The organism is Halomonas sp. E14 (assembly GCF_052568415.1).
On record NZ_CP199423.1, the window covers coordinates 1,047,676 to 1,062,624 of the forward strand.

The 14,949-nt window shown below is 61.5% G+C and carries 21 protein-coding genes; 3 read left to right on the plus strand and 18 right to left on the minus strand.

Annotation, left to right across the window (positions count from 1 at the left end; all coding sequences use genetic code 11):
* Positions 1 to 13: 13 nt before the first annotated feature.
* The gene (locus ACT7B3_RS04820) at positions 14 to 484 is read left to right on the plus strand and encodes a hypothetical protein (RefSeq protein ID WP_445157059.1); all 471 of its coding nucleotides are present in this window, start codon (positions 14 to 16) and stop codon (positions 482 to 484) included.
* Here the strand turns inward: ACT7B3_RS04820 and ACT7B3_RS04825 are convergent.
* The 5 genes from ACT7B3_RS04825 to ACT7B3_RS04845 are packed head-to-tail and all read right to left on the minus strand — an operon-like array spanning position 444 to position 5,263.
* Positions 444 to 3,056, minus strand: a complete 2,613-nt coding sequence (locus tag ACT7B3_RS04825) for a phage tail tape measure protein (RefSeq protein WP_445157060.1) — start codon at positions 3,054 to 3,056, stop codon at positions 444 to 446. The genes ACT7B3_RS04820 and ACT7B3_RS04825 overlap by 41 nt on opposite strands.
* 11 nt (positions 3,057 to 3,067) lie before the next feature.
* On the minus strand, positions 3,068 to 3,187 hold the full coding sequence (locus ACT7B3_RS04830) for a GpE family phage tail protein (protein ID WP_445157061.1): 120 nt from the start codon (positions 3,185 to 3,187) through the stop codon (positions 3,068 to 3,070).
* A 26-nt stretch (positions 3,188 to 3,213) separates the two neighbouring features.
* Positions 3,214 to 3,510: a phage tail assembly protein gene (locus ACT7B3_RS04835; protein WP_149328927.1), complete on the minus strand. Its 297-nt coding sequence runs from the start codon at positions 3,508 to 3,510 to the stop codon at positions 3,214 to 3,216.
* 39 nt (positions 3,511 to 3,549) lie between these two features.
* Positions 3,550 to 4,059, minus strand: a complete 510-nt coding sequence (locus ACT7B3_RS04840) for a phage major tail tube protein (RefSeq protein WP_181517042.1) — start codon at positions 4,057 to 4,059, stop codon at positions 3,550 to 3,552.
* Positions 4,060 to 4,093: 34 nt separating this feature from the next.
* The gene (locus ACT7B3_RS04845) at positions 4,094 to 5,263 is read right to left on the minus strand and encodes a phage tail sheath protein (protein WP_445157062.1); all 1,170 of its coding nucleotides are present in this window, start codon (positions 5,261 to 5,263) and stop codon (positions 4,094 to 4,096) included.
* Positions 5,264 to 5,451: 188 nt separating this feature from the next.
* On the opposite strand from ACT7B3_RS04845, the gene ACT7B3_RS04850 reads away from it, so the two are divergent.
* Together ACT7B3_RS04850 and ACT7B3_RS04855 are read left to right on the plus strand one after the other, a co-directional pair.
* The gene (locus tag ACT7B3_RS04850) at positions 5,452 to 6,945 is read left to right on the plus strand and encodes an MBOAT family O-acyltransferase (protein ID WP_445157063.1); all 1,494 of its coding nucleotides are present in this window, start codon (positions 5,452 to 5,454) and stop codon (positions 6,943 to 6,945) included.
* Positions 6,920 to 8,026 (plus strand): hypothetical protein, encoded by a 1,107-nt coding sequence (locus ACT7B3_RS04855; protein ID WP_445157064.1) that lies wholly within the window; start codon positions 6,920 to 6,922, stop codon positions 8,024 to 8,026. The genes ACT7B3_RS04850 and ACT7B3_RS04855 overlap by 26 nt, the downstream gene beginning before the upstream one ends.
* 5 nt (positions 8,027 to 8,031) lie before the next feature.
* Here the strand turns inward: ACT7B3_RS04855 and ACT7B3_RS04860 are convergent, their stop codons facing one another.
* The 13 genes from ACT7B3_RS04860 to ACT7B3_RS04920 form a co-directional block, all read right to left on the minus strand.
* The gene (locus ACT7B3_RS04860) at positions 8,032 to 8,679 is read right to left on the minus strand and encodes a DUF4376 domain-containing protein (RefSeq protein WP_445157065.1); all 648 of its coding nucleotides are present in this window, start codon (positions 8,677 to 8,679) and stop codon (positions 8,032 to 8,034) included.
* A complete protein-coding gene (locus ACT7B3_RS04865) occupies positions 8,639 to 9,763 on the minus strand; it encodes a phage tail-collar fiber domain-containing protein (protein ID WP_445157066.1) in 1,125 nt (374 codons plus the stop codon). Before ACT7B3_RS04865 ends, ACT7B3_RS04860 begins: the two co-directional genes overlap by 41 nt.
* Complete coding sequence (locus ACT7B3_RS04870; protein ID WP_445157067.1) at positions 9,756 to 10,382, minus strand: phage tail protein I; 627 nt, start codon at positions 10,380 to 10,382, stop codon at positions 9,756 to 9,758. The genes ACT7B3_RS04865 and ACT7B3_RS04870 overlap by 8 nt, the downstream gene beginning before the upstream one ends.
* The gene (locus tag ACT7B3_RS04875) at positions 10,375 to 11,292 is read right to left on the minus strand and encodes a baseplate J/gp47 family protein (protein ID WP_445157068.1); all 918 of its coding nucleotides are present in this window, start codon (positions 11,290 to 11,292) and stop codon (positions 10,375 to 10,377) included. The genes ACT7B3_RS04870 and ACT7B3_RS04875 overlap by 8 nt, the downstream gene beginning before the upstream one ends.
* Positions 11,289 to 11,642: a GPW/gp25 family protein gene (locus ACT7B3_RS04880; protein ID WP_445157069.1), complete on the minus strand. Its 354-nt coding sequence runs from the start codon at positions 11,640 to 11,642 to the stop codon at positions 11,289 to 11,291. Before ACT7B3_RS04880 ends, ACT7B3_RS04875 begins: the two co-directional genes overlap by 4 nt.
* Positions 11,643 to 11,649: 7 nt before the next feature.
* Positions 11,650 to 11,847, minus strand: a complete 198-nt coding sequence (locus ACT7B3_RS04885; RefSeq protein WP_445157070.1) for a hypothetical protein — start codon at positions 11,845 to 11,847, stop codon at positions 11,650 to 11,652.
* A gap of 2 nt (positions 11,848 to 11,849) precedes the next feature.
* On the minus strand, positions 11,850 to 12,365 hold the full coding sequence (locus ACT7B3_RS04890; protein WP_445157071.1) for a phage baseplate assembly protein V: 516 nt from the start codon (positions 12,363 to 12,365) through the stop codon (positions 11,850 to 11,852).
* Positions 12,366 to 12,426: 61 nt separating this feature from the next.
* Positions 12,427 to 12,885 carry a phage virion morphogenesis protein gene (locus tag ACT7B3_RS04895; protein WP_445157072.1) on the minus strand — a complete coding sequence of 153 codons (459 nt, stop codon included), beginning with the start codon at positions 12,883 to 12,885 and terminating at the stop codon, positions 12,427 to 12,429.
* Positions 12,878 to 13,366, minus strand: a complete 489-nt coding sequence (locus ACT7B3_RS04900; RefSeq protein ID WP_445157073.1) for a phage tail protein — start codon at positions 13,364 to 13,366, stop codon at positions 12,878 to 12,880. The genes ACT7B3_RS04895 and ACT7B3_RS04900 overlap by 8 nt, the downstream gene beginning before the upstream one ends.
* 105 nt (positions 13,367 to 13,471) lie before the next feature.
* Positions 13,472 to 13,843, minus strand: coding sequence for a hypothetical protein (locus ACT7B3_RS04905; RefSeq protein WP_445157074.1), 372 nt, complete (start codon positions 13,841 to 13,843; stop codon positions 13,472 to 13,474).
* Positions 13,840 to 14,289 carry a D-Ala-D-Ala carboxypeptidase family metallohydrolase gene (locus ACT7B3_RS04910; protein ID WP_445157075.1) on the minus strand — a complete coding sequence of 150 codons (450 nt, stop codon included), beginning with the start codon at positions 14,287 to 14,289 and terminating at the stop codon, positions 13,840 to 13,842. The genes ACT7B3_RS04905 and ACT7B3_RS04910 overlap by 4 nt, the downstream gene beginning before the upstream one ends.
* Positions 14,289 to 14,564, minus strand: a complete 276-nt coding sequence (locus ACT7B3_RS04915) for a phage holin family protein (protein ID WP_160113422.1) — start codon at positions 14,562 to 14,564, stop codon at positions 14,289 to 14,291. Before ACT7B3_RS04915 ends, ACT7B3_RS04910 begins: the two co-directional genes overlap by 1 nt.
* Positions 14,561 to 14,947 (minus strand): putative holin, encoded by a 387-nt coding sequence (locus ACT7B3_RS04920; protein WP_103970403.1) that lies wholly within the window; start codon positions 14,945 to 14,947, stop codon positions 14,561 to 14,563. The genes ACT7B3_RS04915 and ACT7B3_RS04920 overlap by 4 nt, the downstream gene beginning before the upstream one ends.
* Positions 14,948 to 14,949 lie beyond the last annotated feature (2 nt).

Consider the following 14,949-nt stretch of genomic DNA (forward strand, 5'->3'; position numbering starts at 1 on the left):
ATATGGGGATCCTATGGCAGAGAAAAATGCGAAATCTGCAACGCGGCCTGATTCACAAGCGAAGCATTTTCTATGGGTATATTTGGGCTCGGTTCTGGTCGCGGGCTCCATCACCATCTTGTTAGGTGAGATGGTCGGTTGGGCGACGATTTTCAATTCACTTCGTGAAGCTCAAGTCACCGGACTCCTTGCCTTTTCTGGCTTAGCTGTTGGCATAGGTATTCAATCTGCAGGCAGCCGAAGATACATCGCTGTTGCTTATGCTTTCGGTTTCCTCATGGCGCTTGGACATCTCATGGCAACGATGGCACCGAAGCAGGAAATTGAATCGAATTTGGTTCTTGTATACATCTGCCCCGTCTTATTCATTACCGGCATTGTGACGATGTTTTCCAGCAGTGTTTTAGCTTTTCGAGCCCACATCGATGAGGGAGAAGGGGTAGCTATTCCGTATCCCACAAGGAAGATCGATGACGAGCCTTAGCCTGATCGGACTGTTGTGCCAGGGCGCGTTGAACCTCGGCAGCGACGTACCTGGCCAGCGTCTTTTCATCCATGCCCGGTGATCCGTAAACGTTGATCGTCATTTCTCCGCTACCCATCTGGGCCGGCGCCTGGGCACTGAGAGCCGGGCGTCGGTCGATGGGGATATCCGCCACGGCGGGCAGGCCGGCGGTACCGATGGCGATGCCGGCGCCGGCGGTGGCCACGCGGCGGGCGATGTCGCGCACACGCTTGGCAGGCTCGTCGCGCTGACGGTCTAGCCCGACGTTGAAGCCGTCCACCGTGAAGCCGCCGTACTCGGCAAACACGCGGCTGGGGGAGTTGATGCCCAGGGCGTCGCGGAACCAGCCGGTAACGCCATCGGTAAGGCTGCCGACCTTGTCCTTGAGCGCCTGCCACTTGGCATCGATGCCGGCCATCAGGCCGTCGATCATGGCGTTGCCCAGGGTGGAGAAGCGCTCCGGGATCTCCACGCCCATGCTCTGCAGGCCAGCGGTAATGCCGCGCCAGAGAATACCCATGGGCGACCAGTCGAGTAGCAGCCGTGAGACGCCAGCGATACCTCCCGCGCCGGCTTCCTGGATGGCCTGCCAGGCGTTGCCGAACAGCTCCGTGACGCCGTTCCACAGGTTGCGGAAGAAGCCGCTGATCGGTTCCCAGTATTTGATGATGAGGAACACGGCGGCGGCGATCGTCGCGACGGCCAGGCCGATGGGGTTGGCGGCGAGGAATACGGCCATGCCCGTCACCGCGGCGAGCACGGCGGGGATGGCAACGCCGGCGAGCCGCACCAGGGTGCCGATCAGCCCACCGCCGTTGATGGCGAGCAGGGCGAAGCCGTAGCGCAGCATGACCAGCGGCCCGAGGATCGAGGCCAGTGAGAGGGTGATGGCGCCGCCGATGGTGACCAGGGCAATGAGCCCGACGGCGAGTTTGGCGATGGTACCTGCCAGCTCCGGATTCGCTTTGATCCAGTCGCCCACGCCGCGCAGGATTCGCGTCACGGTTTGCACGAGCTCGCGCAGCGGGCCGTTGTTGGTATCCGTGACGCTGATGCCCACTTCTTCCCACGCCGAGCGCATGTTCTTCAGGTCGCCGCCGATATTGTCGGCCATTACCCGGGCCATCTCGGCATTCTCGCCGTAACTTTCGCCCAGGGCTCGGATGAGCTCATCGAGCTGGCCCGCGCTCATGGCTTCCACGAGCTCGGTCATTCCGCTACCCGCCTCGGCACCGAAGATGTCCTGCAGGATGGCCTTTCTCTCGACGTTGCCCAGGTCGGCCGTTGCCCGGTTGATGTCGCGCAGGATCTCCGGCATCTCCCGCAGGTTGCCGTTGGCATCAGCGACTTTGAGGCCGATTTGCTCGATGGCGTCGGCGCCGGCGCCACGGGCATTGGTCAGACGGTTCATCATCGCCCGCATGGTGGTGCCGGCCTGGCTGGCCTGGATGCCGATGTTGCCGAGCAAGCCGGCCATCGCCGCGGCTTGCTCCATCGTGAGATCAAGCCCTTCGGCGCCGCCCAGGTACTTGATGGTGTCGCCGAGCATCTCGAGGTTGACGTTGGCGCGGCTGGCGGTGCCCGAGAGAATGTCGGCGACCCGGGCCATGGCGCCCTCGGCTTCCATGTCTACTTTGAAAGTGCCGGCGATGTTCGAAGCGATGTCGGCGGCGCGGCCGAGCTCGGTGTTGTTGGCCAGGGCGAGATCCAACACGTCGCGCATGGAGGCCTGGATGGCCTCCGCCGACATACCGGCGCGCAGCAGGAATTCCTGCCCGGAGCCGACTTCCGTCGCGCTGAAGGCGGTGCTACCGCCGAGCTCTCGGGACTGCGCGCGCAGGGCCTGGTAACGCTCGTCGTCCGCCGAGAAGCGGCCTACCGCCTGGAGCGTGCTCATCTGCTCGGCCCAGGAGACACCGGGGGCAAGCAGGCGAGAGGCGGCGTAGCCTTTGGCCAGGCCGCTGCCCACGCCAGCGGCACCGACGCCGGCCATGCGATTCACGCGGCCCATGGATTGGCTGTAGGCCTGGCTTGCCTGGGCGGCGCGACGCTGCTGCTCAGCCACACGGCGCAGGTGGCTCTGGTGCTGCTCGAGCTGTTGGTTGGCGTTGCGTACTCGCTGGGCCAGCTCGCGCTGCTGGTTGCCCAGGGAGCCGGTAACGCCGCTGACGTCGCGCATGCTGCCGCGCAGTCGCTGTAGTTCGCGCTGCTCACCTTCGTACTGCTGCTTGAGTTCGCGTGCCTTGCGGATCGCCGCGTCGCGCTGGCGTGTCAGCTGGCGAGTGGGGCCGTCGGCTTGTCGAATCTGCTGGGTGAGTTCACGCACCTGGCGCTGCTGCGACTGCAGGGCGGTGGCGGTCTGCTCGCTGGATCGTTTGAGGGCGGTGAAGCCGCGCATGTCGCGCTGGGCGCGCTCCAGGGTACGCAGCTCGTCGCGGCTGGCTCGCAGTGCGCGAGCGGTCTGGTCGCTGCCCTGGGTGATCTTGCGTAGCGGGCCGGTGGCCTGGTCGATCGCCCCCAGGAGAACCTGCATTCTGAGCGGCTTGGCCACCGGTGGCTCCTTCAGTCAGCGTCGCGCTGGGTGCGGCGACGGGCGCGCTCGCGCCATTGCATGAGTTCGGCGAGGGAGAAGCCGGCACAGTCGGCCGGCGTCCAGTGGAAGGTAACGGCGAGATCCGCCATGGCTTCTTCGACGTGCTCCGGTAGGCTCAGGCGCTCTCGCCCTTGGCCCGCTTCGTCAGCAAAAAACCGGCGATGGCGCCCCCGATCTGCACCAGATCGGCGGGATCGAGGTTGCGCATCTCGGGTTCGGTCAGCGCCGGGCTCGAGAGGCGCGGCGTGAGCTTGACCAGGGCGTCGACCTGCATCTGCAGCACGTCGGAGAGGGCCAGGCCGCGCAGCTCGCCGGCGTTGGGTTTGCGCAGGAAGAGCTTCTCGATCTTCTGCTCGCCGCGCTGGATGGGGGTGTCGAGTACGATCTCTTCGGTGGTGGCGTTCTTGGGCATGCTTGGTGTTCCTATGTCGAGGTAGAAAGGAGAGGGGGGTTACAGGCCCAGCGCGCGGCGGCGCTCGGCGTAGCGATCCTGGCCGTTGACCTTGAACACCAGGCCGGGCACGTCGATCTCGATGACGGTGGCGCCGTCGATCACGAGCTTGTAGTAGCTGCAGGTGGTGGTGACCTGGTGGGCGGTGTTCTCGCCGGCCTTGGCTTCACCCATGGCGATGCGCTGGTGGCGGCCGCGCACGACGACAGTGACGGCGGAGGTCTGGCCGACGTCGTCGCGCTCATAGAAGCCTTCAAAGCGCAGCAGGTCGGCATCCAGGCGGTTGGTGCCGAAGTTGTCGAAGATGGCCGGGACCAGGCCGCCGACGGTCCATTCGAAGGTGAGCTTCTCGCCGCCCAGGTCGATATCGACCGGGGCGTCCATACCGCCACCGCGCCACTCTTCCATCTTGCGGGCGAGCTCGGGCAGGGTGAGGGTGTCGACCAGGCCCTGCCAGTTATCGCCATTGCCAAACAGGTTCAGGTCCTTGAGTTTCTTGGGCAGTGCCATCGATCAGGCTCCTTGTGGTTCTCGGTGCCGACCGTCAGGCGGCGATGCGCGCGGCGAAATCCACCAGGTACTGATCGGTGATTCGCTGCTGGAACATGAGGTTTTCCAAGGGCGGCACGGGCGTGTAGTCGTAGTCGATGTACAACTTGCCGTCCTTGAGGGTGGTTTCGGAGTTGGCCTGTTCGTTGAACCAGGCGTTGCCGTCGATGATGTAGCCCAGCGCCTTCCACTCTCGAAACTTGGCATTGATGCCCTCGATGATGTCCCGCGCGAGGGAGGGGTGCATGGGCTTGTCGACGGCCCAGAGGTGAGCCTCGGCCATGGTGTCCGCCACGACTTGCGCGGTCCTGGTGTAGTTCTCGAACGGGAACAGGCCGTCGGTATCGCAGGTGCGTGAGCCCCAGAAGCGGTAGCCGCCCTGGTTGATCAGCGTGGTGATGTCCGCCGCGTTGAGCACGCCGGCGTCGGTGGCCGGATCCTGAAGATCCCAGAACACGTCGCGGGAGATACCGGTGACGCCTTGCACGGGGACGTTCGAGAGCGTCTTGTGCCAGCCGACGGTTTGGTCCAGGTAGGCGCGCAGGCCGAGTGCCCGAGCCACGGCAGAGAGGGTGACGGTTTCGCCGGCGTCGGTATCGAAGCCGGTGAACTCCGGCCACAGCACCATGACTTCGCGCTGGCCGAAGTTCTCGCGATACATCATCGCCTCTTCAACAGTTTCGCAGCCGTGTGCCGATACATAGGCGAAGGCGCGTAGCTGACGCGCGGCGGCGATCAGTTCGGCGGCCACGTCGACGTCGTCGAGCTCCGGCACGCCCAGGATCCTGGGCTTGATGCCGAAGCGCTGGTGGGCGGCAAGCAGCGCCTTGATGCCGGTCTTTTGGCCGCTGGCGGTAACGGTGCCGATGAGGTTGGCCTTGGTTTCGGCAGCATCTGCGCCTTCGGCCACGCGCACCACGACGATCAGCGGCTTGGCCTGGTCGGCAATGGCATCGAGCGAGCGCTTCAGGGTGCCGCTGGCACCGGCTTTGCCGATGGCGGCATAGACGTCGGTGACCAGCACCGGCGTATCGAGAGGGAAGGTGGCGGCATCGGCATCCTCGGCGGTGGCCACCAGGCCGATCACCGCCGTGCTGACGGTGCGGATCGGTCGGGTGCCTTCGTTGATCTCGATGACGCGCACGCCGTGGTGGTAATCGGCCATTCGGGGCTCCTGCGTGGGCTGAGAGGGTCAGCGGGTGTACGCAGGTATCGTGCGGGGGCGGGCGCGGTAGGCGAAGCGGCGGCGGGTGTGGGTGCGGATGGCTACACCGCTAATGGCCTTAGATGATGAGAGGCTCTAGAATGCGCGCTTCGATTAGAAAAACGATATAGCCGTACCAGGGAATACTAATGCTTTTCAATTCCTACGAGTTCATTCTGGCGTTCCTGCCAGTGACGTTCTTCGTTTATTTCTGGCTGAACGGGGCCAAGCTGGTGATCGCCGCGAAGGCCTGGCTGGTTCTGTGCAGCTTGTTCTTCTACAGCTGGTGGAACGTTGCCTACCTGCCGTTGATCCTGACCTCAATGCTGGTCAACTATGCCATCGGCACGTCGCTTGGGAAGGGCGAGAGCAGCGGCAAGGCTGCCTTGGCAAGCATGGCAGGGGCCAGTATAGCCGGCGGTAGGGTGATCTCCCGCAAGGCTGTGCTGACTGCTGGGGTCGTCTTCAATCTGGGGTTGCTGGGCTATTTCAAATACGCCGACTTTTTCGTCGCCAACATGAATGTACTGGGCGCTGACTTCGCGCTGCCCAACGTCGTTCTACCGTTGGCAATCTCGTTCTTCACCTTCCAGCAGATCGCCTATCTGGTCGATAGCTACCGGGAAGAGACACGAGAGTACGACTTCCTGAACTACGCCTTGTTCGTGACCTTCTTCCCGCAGCTGATCGCGGGGCCGATCGTGCACCACAAGGAGATGATGCCGCAGTTTGCATCACGCTGGAATCTGGTTAAGCGCTACCGGAACATTGCGCTCGGCCTCTTCATCTTCTCGATGGGATTGTTCAAGAAAGTTGTCATTGCCGACAACTTCGCTCAGTGGGCTACGCCCGGCTTCGATGTCGCGCCAACACTCAACTTCTTCGAGGCCTGGGCCACCAGTCTGAGCTACACCTTCCAGCTCTACTTCGACTTCAGCGGCTACACCGATATGGCCATCGGCGCTGCGCTGCTATTCAACATCAAGCTTCCGATCAACTTCAACTCCCCCTATAAGGCGCTGGACATACAGGACTTCTGGCGGCGCTGGCACATCACCCTAAGCCGCTTCCTTCGCGACTACCTCTATATCCCGCTGGGTGGTAACCGTAATGGACCCACTAGCACCTACTTGAATCTGTTCGCCACTTTCCTACTGGGTGGCCTATGGCATGGTGCCAGTTGGATGTTCGTGATCTGGGGCGCTCTCCATGGCCTGGCCCTGGTTATGCATCGCTTCTGGCGGCAGTTGGGCTTCGTTATGCCGGCGGTATTGGCTTGGATAGTCACTTTCAATTTCATCAACTTCACTTGGATCTTCTTTCGAGCGAAGGAATTGGATGATGCAATGAAAGTGATCAAAGGCATGCTGGGAGCGGAGGGGGTAGTGATTCCTAGCCGGCTCAGCAGCACCTTTCGAATGTTGGAGAAATTAGGCGTTGAGTTCGGGAGTTTGCTCTCTAATGGTTTTATTAACCATTTGACATTGGTGTTTATAGCTGCTGGTTTTTTTGTAACTCTAGTTTTGAAAAACTCATGGCAGTCTCGCCTAGGAATGCCTGGATTGGTAATGGCTTCCATTATGTTTGCAATTTCTTTTTCCATGCTGGGAGGCGAAAGTGAGTTCTTGTATTTCAACTTCTAACGTTGATGTTTCGCATAAGGTGGCGATACGTGTTGGGCTTTCTGTGGTTCTGCTGTGTTTGTTATTTATAGCCTTGATTAATATTATTATTGATCCAGAGGGAGTTTATCTTAGAGATTATTTGGGTAAGAAACATAGCGAAAGCCAAGCTGCTCAATTGCTATCGTCTGAATTTGGATTGCCATATACTGGTGCCGAGAGGCCGTTTAAGTACGCACTTGCTCGTGTGTCCAAAGCCGATTGTTATGTAATAGGATCAAGCAGAGCTTTTCAGATATCGCTTCGCAAAGAAGGTTGGTTGCCTGAAGAGTGCGCCACGCTTGCTAATTTGGGCGTTTCTGGCGGCTCGATGGAGGATATGCTTATATTGTCTGATGGCCTTCGGCGAAAAAGGTTCTCAGGGGTTTTTTTGGTCTTGGATCCTTGGGATTTAAATTCTGGTTTACCCTCAAGATGGGTGGGGTATGAAAGGCAGTTCGATAGAATCGCAGAGAGTTTAGGAGTCAGTTTCCCTCAGAGATCCACTAATATATTTGATCGCGTGAGAAATGTAATAAATTTTTCTTATTTTATGGCCTCTTATGAGAAGGTGGCCGAGCTGGGTCTAGGAGCTTTACCAAATTTTGAATATGTGCCTTTGTCCGAAGTGGCAAGATTTGATACGGATGTAGGGTTGTCCAGTGCTGTTACGTTGACAGATGGCAGCCACGTTTATGCAGCTACCTTCATAGAAAATTCCAAGGAACCTGACTTATCGCGTCTGAATTATATGGAAGACCGTGTGGCGCATGATACGTTAGGAGTCGAAGTTCTGGAGGGGCTGTTGGATTTTTATAATAATATTGATGTTAAGGTAACTTTGTTATTGTCGCCTTATCATCATCGGGTTTTTAATGACTCTAATTCGGCATACAGGGAGGCTATAACAAATATAGAGAAATTGATTAGAGAAATCGCAGAAGATAAGGACGTAAAAGTACGGGGGTCTTATGACCCCCGTGTTGTTGGCTGTAATGAAACTGAGTTTTTTGACGCTTTCCATCCAACGATCAATTGTATGAGTCGTATTGATTTGAATTAATAAAATCACCAAGCGATGTTTTCTAGTTGTGTTCGTTTGTCGGCCTCGTCAAGTGCCGACTCGCCAAGGATAGAATCAATGCTATCCTTCCGTTCCCAACTGCGCTGGTAGATCGATTCGATATGGTCCAGGGCTGCCAAGGCGAGTTTGTCCATTTCGACTGCGGTCAACTCGTGGTTGATGTTGCTCAGCCCGCGGAAGGTGAAGACGGCATCCGTATGGCCAGCTGCAATCAGACGCTGGGCTTTGGCAGATAGCCCCAAGAGGTTGATCTGATCTTGGGGACGTGTCTGGATGACGTCAGGCTCGCCAATGATTGTGTACTCTAGACCGGCGGCGAAGGTAGCGTCGCGGGCTTGGTCAATCTCTCGCCGCTTGCGATCGGCCAGAGCATCTAGTTCAGGCGGTGGGATCGGTACCCATGCTGGACGACCGTTATTGCCAGCGCCACGCTGCATCCCGGCAGGGGGATGGCCATTCATATATTTTGTTACTTCGTCATCAGAAACTTGAATCGCATCACATGGCCATGCTCCCTTACTTTCAAACTCCCCTTTCAATGAAGAAGGGTAAAAAATATTTCTTTCAGCGCTGTAAAACATAATTTTATCCTCAGTGGCCAATAGCGAAGTAATGCATTCTTTCTCCAGCAATGGTCCCGTTCATCCTTTGCGCATAGGATCTGAAATTTGTCGTTGTATATTCTTCACGTTGCGCTATGATGATCGCAAAATTTGCAATGTCATCATCGGCGCAGAACACACGAAAGCACTTCGTTGGAAACTCGATGTTGAAACTGGTCAGGGCGCCCGAAGGACCGCCAGATACCCCTACTCCCCATTGAAAAATAAGCCCTCCCAGCCAAGACGGAAAAACCATATACCCGTTTTGCCCGATATTGTAAGAGCATCCCCAACGCAGTTTCCTTGGAGTGACTGCTGTATTGTCATTTGCGCCCTCATTGACTTGTGATTGAGTAGCCACGTTAAGCATCCCAACGACAGTCTCAGTCGCTTGCTTAACCCACTGCGTTGCCCAGCCTTTGAGCTTCTTCGGTGTGATGAACTTACCGTCATCTTCGCCGGTATAGACCGTTGCATGGTCGGCGACACGATCATCCAGTGCCGCTTTTACACCTTCCGGATGCACGCTCCGATCGGTACGTGTGCCTTGCCGGGTTTCATCAGATGTGGCGAGCCGCGTCATGCCCTGCTGCGTAGTAGTGGCTGTTGGATGATCGCGGCTGGCGATGTGGGCTTCGATCACGTCGTCGACGTATTTGCGAGTGGCCAGTACCACGCTGGGATCGATTCTGAGCTGGACGTTGGCCGTATTGCTGACGATGAGGTGCATGCGCACCACCTGGTTGCGCCCGGAGCCTTGGGCGAGCAGGGGCTTGTAGCTGGGTGGACAGTTAGCCACCGCGACGAAATCTCCATCCTCGTCTTCCATGGCGAGTTCGCGGATCCACCAGCCGCCTATGTTGGGTGGCAGCACGACCTCGGCGATCAGGATCGCCGGGTTGGCCGGGTCGACGAAGAGCTGGTTGATAGCGGCGCGGTACACCTGGTTGATCAGCTTGGTCTGGCTGGGCTGCGGTACCGGATCGGTGCCGTTGGCGTCGCCCAGCAGCATATGGGTGAGCTTCCAGGGCTGGCTGAGGGCATTGGCATTGGCCTGCTTGGCCTCGCCGACGTCGGTGAGGAAGCCGCCGAAGGTGGAGTTCTGGTCAATCATGCAGGTGGATATCCATCGTGTCGTGGAAGGTGGTGGCCAGGGCCTGTCGCGTGTGGCAGGTCACGTCGATGTCGGGGGACTCCCAGGGCAGCACGTCGAGTTCGTCGCCGTCGTTGATGGCAACGCCGACGTAGGCGGTCAGGGAGGTGCTCAGGGTGATGTCGAGACCGGTGATGTGGCGCGTGAGTGGCTTGGCCTCGGTGATGAGCCGTTCGAGCTCGATGAACATCTCTTCGGTGATGCCATGGTCGAGTACTCCGATGCTCAAGGAGAAAGTGCCGCGCGGGCCGGGCGGCTGGGTTTGCCACCACTCCGTGACTTCCAGCAAGTAGCCAAGCGGCTCGACGACACGGCGCAGTGCCGAGATCGTGCCCTTCTTGCGGTGGACGAAGTAGGAGCTGCGGATCACCGAACGCTTGGCGGCTTCCGACCAGGTGGGATCCCAGCGATCGACCGAGAATGCCCAGGCTAGGTAGGGCAAAAGGGCGGCCAAGCAGCGGTCCGGGTCCCAGAGGTCGCGCAGCGGTACCGGAACGTGCTCGATCTCTGCCAGCGCCTGGGCAGCCGACCGCTCCAGAAAGGTGGCATTGGGCGGCAGCAATGACGGTGCATTAGCCATTGGCGCCCCCCAGCGAGATGTCGATACCGGTGCAGTAGGCAGCCTGGGTGAGGTTGCGCAGGATGTGGCCGGCTGGCGAGATCAGTTCGACGTGCTTCACGCCTTCGACGTGTAGTGATGCCTCGATGGCGTCGGTGTAGACGCTGAAGCCCAGCTTGCGCAGAGCGGCGGCATAGTCGTTGGCCCGGCGCTGAGCCGCGGCCAGGATCAGTTCCTGCTCGGGGCCATAGCCGGCATGCAGGTGCAGAATCGCCTGGATGGCGAACTCGTCGATGTCAGCCGACTGCACCGTGACGCGATCGCCTACCGGGCGAATGTCCTCTGGCGTGAGGGCGGCTTCGACGATGTCGAGCAGGTCCTGCGGCGCTTCGCCATTGCCCTGGCGGGAAAGCACGGTGATGAGCGCTTCGCAGGGAGCAGGGGAAATGGCTCTGGCATCGGCCACGCGGCCGTCGGCGGATCTGGCGTAGAACTCATAGGCGCGGGTGGGGCCGGCGACGCTGAGCCCCTCGAAGGCTTCGGGACCGCGCAGGCGCAGGTCATCGTCCGGTTCCAAGGTGGGCGGTACCGGTGGCATGGCCGTCGGGTTACCGGGATCCACGGTCAGCCGCTTGACGTTGAAATTGGCGACCAGGTTGTCGAGATCGCCGTTGCGGGCGTGAGCGATCATCACCGCCTTGGCGGCTTCATTGACTCGTTGCCGCAAGTGGAGCTCGCGATAAGCGTTCTCCTGGCAGAGCTTGGCCAAAGGCTCGGATTCGAGCTCGAGCAGGGCGGCGATGCCCTGGCGTTCCTCGCTGGGGTAGAGCGCGACCAGGGCGGCCTTGCGCTGGGCGAGGATCTCCTCGAAGTCGAGTGGCTCGACGACGTTCGGCGCCGGCAGGCGCGAGAGGTCGATGGGGCTGCTCATGCGCTACCTCCACGGCCTTGGCGCAGGGGCACGCTGAGGTCGATGGATTCACCGGTGTCGGTGCGTTGGGCGGTCATGTCGAGAATGAGTGAGCCGGGCTGGTCGGCCGGGGCTAGCCGGGTGATCTGGCGCACGCGGATGCGAGGCTCCCATTTCATCAGAGCAACTACCGTGGCGGAGTAAGCGCGAAGCGCGGTGGCGCCGTTGAGCGGCTGGTCGATGAGCTCGGGCAGCAGTGAGCCGTAGTCGCGCCGCATCACGCGGCTGCCGATCGGCGTGGTGAGGATGTCGCGCACGGATTGCTGGATGTGTTCGATGCCTTCGAGTTGGCGGCCGGTCGCTGCGCTCATGCCCATGTCATTCCACCTTGTAGGTTCCCGACGAGCTGCCGCTCGTGACCTGCACTTCGGCGTTGGCCTGGATCTCATCGATCACGCCGTTGGCAATGGCCTGGGCTAGCCGATCTACCCAGCTGTGCTCACCATGGCGGGAGGCGCCGAGGTTCACGAGCTCGCGGGCGATACGTTCCTTGAGGCCGGCTTTGTCGAGTGCCATGGCTACTTCCCCGCAGTGACCGTGGAGGAGCCGTCGCCGTGGGGCAGGCCGGTGAGATGGCAGATGTGGTCCTGGGTGACGATGCCCTTGCCACCGTTGTGGTGGATCTTGGCGGCCTCGACGTTCACGGTGCCGCTGGCCTTCACCTGGACGTTGCCGACGCACTCGATCGTGAGCTTGTGGGCGGCGTGGTCGTATTCCAGGCGTGTGCCGTCGGGCAGCCAGCGACCGATCAAATTGCCGTCGTCGGTGGGGGCCGGGTGGTCATCGCTAAAGACGCCGGTGAGCACTACGCCGGCGGCAGGATCGCCGCCAGGCGAGAGCACCAGGACCTGCTCGCCGACCGTGGGCGGGCTCCAGTCGCGGGTGGTGCCGGCGCGAGGTGAGAGCCAGTGCAGCCAGTCGGTGACGAGTTCGCCGGAGGCGACACGCACGCGGGCACGAGCGTGATCCACCTCGTGGACGGTGCCGAGGCGGATCAGGTTGTGCAGCAGGCGCAGGAGTTCGATGGGATTCATGCCGCTATCGTGCGGCGGCAAGCTGGGCGGGCGAAGCGGTGGGCGGTGTGACTCGTCGTAGCTACACCGGGTCGAGGTGATCGATCAGCAGGTCGCGGATGCGCGTGCGATCCTGCGCGGTGAAACCGAACAGTTCGCGCTGCGGGTACTCGACGGTGGGGCCGTTACGGCTGACGCGATCGCGCAGGCCAAGCTGGTGGGTGCGCGCGATACGCGCAACGCTGCCGAAGAAGCCGAGCACGGCGGTGTCGCCCTGGGTGGTGGCCTTGAGCCACTTGGCGGTGGAGAGCTTAGCGAACATGGCGCGCCGGCGGATGGCACCTTGCCGGCCGCGCAGCCGCTGCGGCTGGCGGGGCGCGTAGGGCGTGCCGTCGGGATTGCGCTGGGCGCGGATGCGGGCGCGTTGGCTGCGGCGCAGGTCCTGGGCGATGGTGCGGGCCAGGGCGCGACGCTCTCGGGCTTCGAGTTTGGCCAGTAGCGGCGCGGCCCAGTCGGCGAGCTGCTGCAGGTCGTCAGCCATGGGGGGCGTCCCATTCAGCCGCCACGCTCCACTCCTGTTCGGTGGTTTCGCGGACAAGTAGCTGCCAGCGCGTTGCCATGCAGGCGTGGCTGGGGAAGTGGGACAGGGAATGCTCGGCCTGGATGTGGCCGGTATCACAGTCGACGCGAGCGATGACGCGCTCCGTGAGAGGAACGCGCAGGGCAAGATCCACGGCGCGGTTGGCCAGGATCTCGGCCTCGAAAGTGAGGGCCTCGCCGGGGTCGAGATCCGGCTGGTACTCGGCGAGCCACTGCAGCAGCGGCAGCATGACGGTATCGAGATCGCCGGTGAAGTCGGTCAGCACCAATTGAGCGACGAAGCGGTATTCGTGGGTGAGGTCGCGGCCGCGGCGAAACTCAATGCTGCCTTCCTCGACGAAGGTGAGCAGGCGGTCGGGATCCCGGTCGAGCCCGGGTACGGCCGTCACCAGGCGTTCGCGGAGTCGGTGCAGCTTCTTCATTGGCGCGCCTCGAGCAGCTCGACGAGTCCGTTATGCCGTGTGGTGCAGACGTGGTACTGGCTGGCCCAGCTTGCCATGGTGAGGGCGACGTCTTGCCCGGTGCCGTCAGTCAGGGGCGGGAGCGTGACGGGACAAGGGCGCAGCAAGGTCTGCTGGATCGGGTCGGCGCCCGGCGGCGGCGTCGTTGAGCAGGCGGACAGCGTCGTCGCCAAGACAAACGCGCTGGTAAATCGGCTTCTGCACTTCACGAATGATCCCTCGGTCGATGATGCGTTCGTTCGCCTCGAGCTCGGCCAGACGCACCTCGACGGCTTGGGCGATGCGCGACTCCCGGGCGAGCGCGGCATCGATGGCCTGTTGAGTGGCCCGCTCGGCGGTGAGGCGGCGGCTGTCCTCGTGCCAGCCCCGGGCCTGCCAGCCGGCGAGCAGAGCGCCGGCCAGCAGCAGGACAGCGATGGGCAGCTTGAAGCGGCTCATGCCCTGGCCCTGTCGAGCCCGAGACGGGTGCCGCGGTTGTCGATGGTGAGCAGTTGGCGACGATCACCTGACTGACGCAGACCCAGATGAATCCAGCGGTCGTATTCGTTGATGAGCTGGTCGAAGCAAAGCCCGGGCGCATCGGCGATGGCCTGACAGGTGGTCAGCACGCTTCCAAAGCGAGGCACGGTGAAGTCGGCGGCGAGTCCCAGGCGGTGGGCGCTGTTGGGTACGCCACCTACGGCACGGTTGACCCGTTCACTGCGAAAGCCCGAGGTGATGATGATCGGGTGTCCGCCCAGATGGGCGCGCACCTGCTCGAGGCATTCGGCCAGGCGCTTGAGGTTGGCCACCTCCTGGGCGTTGGGCTGGTTGCCGTCGCCGAGGCGCTGGGCGGTGCTCGAGCGGGTGAACTCGGAAAGCTGGAAGTGGGGTGTGAGCTGCATCAGGGTCTCCGGATCGGTAGAAGGTGAGCGACGTTGCCGCGTGCGCGCAGCAGCAGTGCGGCGACGATGACCAGGGCGAGGGCCAGGACGATGGCGGCCGGCTCGGGAATTGCCAGGGCCGGGAGCTTGAAGATCAGCACCACGTGGGCGCAGGCCAGCAGCCAGGCGAGGAACGAGACGCCTCGGCGGAAGCGGCTGCCTCGACGCTGGAAGGTGAGGATGCGCAGCAGGCTGACGATGGCGGCGAGAATCGCGATCTCGATGAAGACGTTCACTGTTTCCCTCCAGGACCTAGCCAGGCTTTCAGGTCGAAGTGCTTGACCGCGTCGATGATCCGGAGCCCGGCGGTAACGGAAATGGCGGCGGCAATGAAGGCCGAGACGGCGGTGTGCTCGAAGAGGTGGCTCAGCTGCGAGGGGCCGCCGAGGTATCCGATCAGAAACGAGATGACCAGATAGATAAGCCGCTCGAGCAGGGTGAGGCCCTTGGCGCTGACGACGAACAGCGCCGCACCGCAAAGGGCGCCGACGATAGCGTTGGCGTCGACGCCGGGAATCAGCCCGAAGAGGGTGGCGCCGAGTGTGACGATGCCGGTGAAGGTGGCGGTGCTGGGTTCGGCCATGAGGTCCTCGGCGTTTTGGCGCGGGTGGCGCGTCATGT

What these genes read in the sequence shown, in the direction of transcription:
- ACT7B3_RS04820 (WP_445157059.1), top strand. Translation starts at nt 14, where the DNA reads ATGGCAGAGAAAAATGCGAAATCTGCAACGCGGCCTGATTCACAAGCG.
- ACT7B3_RS04830 (WP_445157061.1), bottom strand. Translation starts at nt 3,187, where the DNA reads ATGGCGGATCTCGCCGTTACCTTCCACTGGACGCCGGCCGACTGTGCC.
- ACT7B3_RS04835 (WP_149328927.1), bottom strand. Translation starts at nt 3,510, where the DNA reads ATGCCCAAGAACGCCACCACCGAAGAGATCGTACTCGACACCCCCATC.
- ACT7B3_RS04840 (WP_181517042.1), bottom strand. Translation starts at nt 4,059, where the DNA reads ATGGCACTGCCCAAGAAACTCAAGGACCTGAACCTGTTTGGCAATGGC.
- ACT7B3_RS04845 (WP_445157062.1), bottom strand. Translation starts at nt 5,263, where the DNA reads ATGGCCGATTACCACCACGGCGTGCGCGTCATCGAGATCAACGAAGGC.
- ACT7B3_RS04850 (WP_445157063.1), top strand. Translation starts at nt 5,452, where the DNA reads ATGCTTTTCAATTCCTACGAGTTCATTCTGGCGTTCCTGCCAGTGACG.
- ACT7B3_RS04865 (WP_445157066.1), bottom strand. Translation starts at nt 9,763, where the DNA reads ATGATTGACCAGAACTCCACCTTCGGCGGCTTCCTCACCGACGTCGGC.
- ACT7B3_RS04870 (WP_445157067.1), bottom strand. Translation starts at nt 10,382, where the DNA reads ATGGCTAATGCACCGTCATTGCTGCCGCCCAATGCCACCTTTCTGGAG.
- ACT7B3_RS04875 (WP_445157068.1), bottom strand. Translation starts at nt 11,292, where the DNA reads ATGAGCAGCCCCATCGACCTCTCGCGCCTGCCGGCGCCGAACGTCGTC.
- ACT7B3_RS04880 (WP_445157069.1), bottom strand. Translation starts at nt 11,642, where the DNA reads ATGAGCGCAGCGACCGGCCGCCAACTCGAAGGCATCGAACACATCCAG.
- ACT7B3_RS04885 (WP_445157070.1), bottom strand. Translation starts at nt 11,847, where the DNA reads ATGGCACTCGACAAAGCCGGCCTCAAGGAACGTATCGCCCGCGAGCTC.
- ACT7B3_RS04890 (WP_445157071.1), bottom strand. Translation starts at nt 12,365, where the DNA reads ATGAATCCCATCGAACTCCTGCGCCTGCTGCACAACCTGATCCGCCTC.
- ACT7B3_RS04895 (WP_445157072.1), bottom strand. Translation starts at nt 12,885, where the DNA reads ATGGCTGACGACCTGCAGCAGCTCGCCGACTGGGCCGCGCCGCTACTG.
- ACT7B3_RS04900 (WP_445157073.1), bottom strand. Translation starts at nt 13,366, where the DNA reads ATGAAGAAGCTGCACCGACTCCGCGAACGCCTGGTGACGGCCGTACCC.
- ACT7B3_RS04905 (WP_445157074.1), bottom strand. Translation starts at nt 13,843, where the DNA reads ATGAGCCGCTTCAAGCTGCCCATCGCTGTCCTGCTGCTGGCCGGCGCT.
- ACT7B3_RS04910 (WP_445157075.1), bottom strand. Translation starts at nt 14,289, where the DNA reads ATGCAGCTCACACCCCACTTCCAGCTTTCCGAGTTCACCCGCTCGAGC.
- ACT7B3_RS04920 (WP_103970403.1), bottom strand. Translation starts at nt 14,947, where the DNA reads ATGACGCGCCACCCGCGCCAAAACGCCGAGGACCTCATGGCCGAACCC.